The sequence below is a fragment of the Methyloceanibacter sp. genome (assembly GCF_049590335.1).
GTDB lineage: Bacteria > Pseudomonadota > Alphaproteobacteria > Rhizobiales > Methyloligellaceae > Methyloceanibacter.
Genome location: NZ_JBAWCQ010000144.1, coordinates 1 through 2,354 on the forward strand (window position 1 = coordinate 1; position 2,354 = coordinate 2,354).

The 2,354-nt window shown below is 60.3% G+C and carries 2 protein-coding genes; both read left to right on the forward strand.

What is annotated here, in order from left to right; genetic code table 11:
- The coding region (locus WBQ77_RS11265) for a hypothetical protein (protein ID WP_424060300.1) at positions 1-991 on the forward strand (991 nt) is incomplete at its 5' end.
- A 189-nt stretch (positions 992-1,180) separates the two neighbouring features.
- On the forward strand, positions 1,181-2,354 hold a 1,174-nt coding region (locus WBQ77_RS11270), incomplete at its 3' end, for an IS1380 family transposase (RefSeq protein WP_424060301.1).

The window sequence follows — 2,354 nt, forward strand, 5'->3', positions numbered from 1 at the left end:
AGCCCCCCCTGCCGACACGGAACCAGCCGAAGCGAATGGCGGGGCCGCAGAAGCCAGCACACCAAAGCCAGAGCAGCAACGACCTTCCGCATGGGGTGAACCCACGAAAGTCCGAATCGGCATCTACGTGATCGACGTCGATGGGGTGGACTCCGCCAACCAGAGATTCTCAGCAAGTCTATACTTCGAGGCTCGTTGGAACATTCCCCTGTTGCGTCACGAAGGCCCCGCGCCGCTCATTCGGCGAACCACGAGTGTTTGGACGCCTCGGCTGGTATTCGTGAATGGACAGCAGTCGTGGTCCGCCTTTCCAGACTACGTGGAAATCTCTCCAGATGGCGAGGTGATATACCGCCAGAAGATCTGGGGTTGGTTTTCGCAGTCCCTCAACCTTCGCGACTTTCCTTTCGACAAGCAGAAACTCACAGTCCACCTCGTCGCAGCCGGCCTCAAAGAAAGTGAGGTCAAAATGGTGCCGCTTGAGCGGCGTTCCGGCATCGCCGGTGAGCTCTCTATGCCCGACTTCAAGGTGACCGATTGGCGGGCCGAGGTCCGGCCGTACCTGCCGACCGGCAGATCGCCAGGCGCGGCCGGTTTTATCCTGGAGATGGATGTCGAACGCCTCCCAGATTACTACATCTGGAAGGTGATCCTGCCACTCTGTCTCATCATCATGATGTCATGGGTTCCGCGGTGGCTCGATCCGGCTGAGAGCGGCACAAGCATTGGAATATCGACGACGGCGTTCCTGACGCTGGTGGCCTACCTGTTTGCGATCCTCGTGTTGCTGCCCAAGGTCGCCTATCTCACGCGAATGGATCGCTTCATTCTAATTTCGACCATCTTAGTTTTCATCGGGCTTGTTCAGACGGTTGTCACAACGCATTTCGCCAGATCCGACCGGATTGCTTTAGCTAATCAGGTCAATTGGGTTTCCAGGTTCGTCTATCCAATCCTGCTTTTGTTCGTACTTGCTGTGTCGTTCACGTAAGGCTCGCGTCAATCAATTTACATTCACCGGCCAAGTGGAAGCCTCTCGGTTGGCCCGTATGTGGCCTCGGCGAACCGAAGGTCGAAGGCGGCTAGCCTGAATTTCTCTCAGGCTTGAGAGGCATCGGGGCTCCGACTCAGCGAAAGTTGTTTTGTGTGAACGACTTGATCTGAGAGGGAGGAGTCGCCGATGCCGACAGAGTGTATCCAGACCGAGCTGGATTTGGGAAGGTCCGGCGCCCGCAAACTGGTGGGTGCGTTCGACGGCGGTGCAATCACGTCGAATGGTGGCGTGGGGTTGCTCGCCGGTGCCGATCGGAAGCTGAGACTGGCCGAGCGGCTGGCGGGCTGTTTCACCGACCACCGCGTGGCGGATGCCATCAAGCATACGTTGCCGGACCTGCTGCGTCAGCGCATCTTTGGTCTCGCGCTCGGCTATGAGGATCTCATCGACCACGACGCGCTGCGCTTCGATCCGGCGCTCGCCGCCGTCATCGACAAGCCAGGTGGGACACTCGCCGGCAAGTCGACCCTCAACCGGCTGGAGCATGCCTCGAAGATCGGCCGGGACCGTCACCACAAGCTCGACCACGACGGACAAGCCATCGAGCGGCTGTTCGTCGATCTGTTTCTGGAAGCTCATCGCGAGCCGCCGATGCGCATCGTCATCGACCTCGATGCCACCGATGATCCGCTGTACGGCGAGCAGGAAGGGCGGCACTTCCACGGTTACTACGACTGCTACTGCTATCTGCCGCTGTACGTTTTCTGTGGCCGGCATTTGCTGGCGGCGAAGCTTCGATCTTCGGCCAACGATGCCGCCGACGGCGCGACGCAAGAAGCCGCCCGCATCGTCGGCCAGATCCGTGAGTGCTGGCCCAAAACAACGATTGTCATCCGCGCCGACAGCGGCTTTTGCCGGGACGATCTGATGAGCTGGTGCGAGGAACACGGCGTGCAGTACGTGCTGGGGCTGGCTGGCAACGAACGGCTGACAGCGCGGATCGCGCCTGAGATGAAGCTCGCCACGCGCAAGGCGAAGCGGACCGGCAAGCCAGCGCGGGTATTCGGCGACTTTCGATATCGGACACGCAAGAGCTGGTCTGCCGAGCGTCGCGTTATCGGGAAGGCGGAGTTCACGAACGGCGGGGCCAACCCGCGCTTCATTGTCACCAATGTCCATGCCGCATTTGGCTCGCCCCGCTTCCTCTACGAGACCGTCTACTGCCAACGCGGTGAGATGGAGAACCGCTTGAAGGAGTGCCAGGGCGATCTGTTCGCAGACCGCACGCCAACCCCCACGATCCGGGCGAACCAGCTGCGGCTCTGGCTGTCGTCACTCGCTTACGTCCTCATGTGCGCGG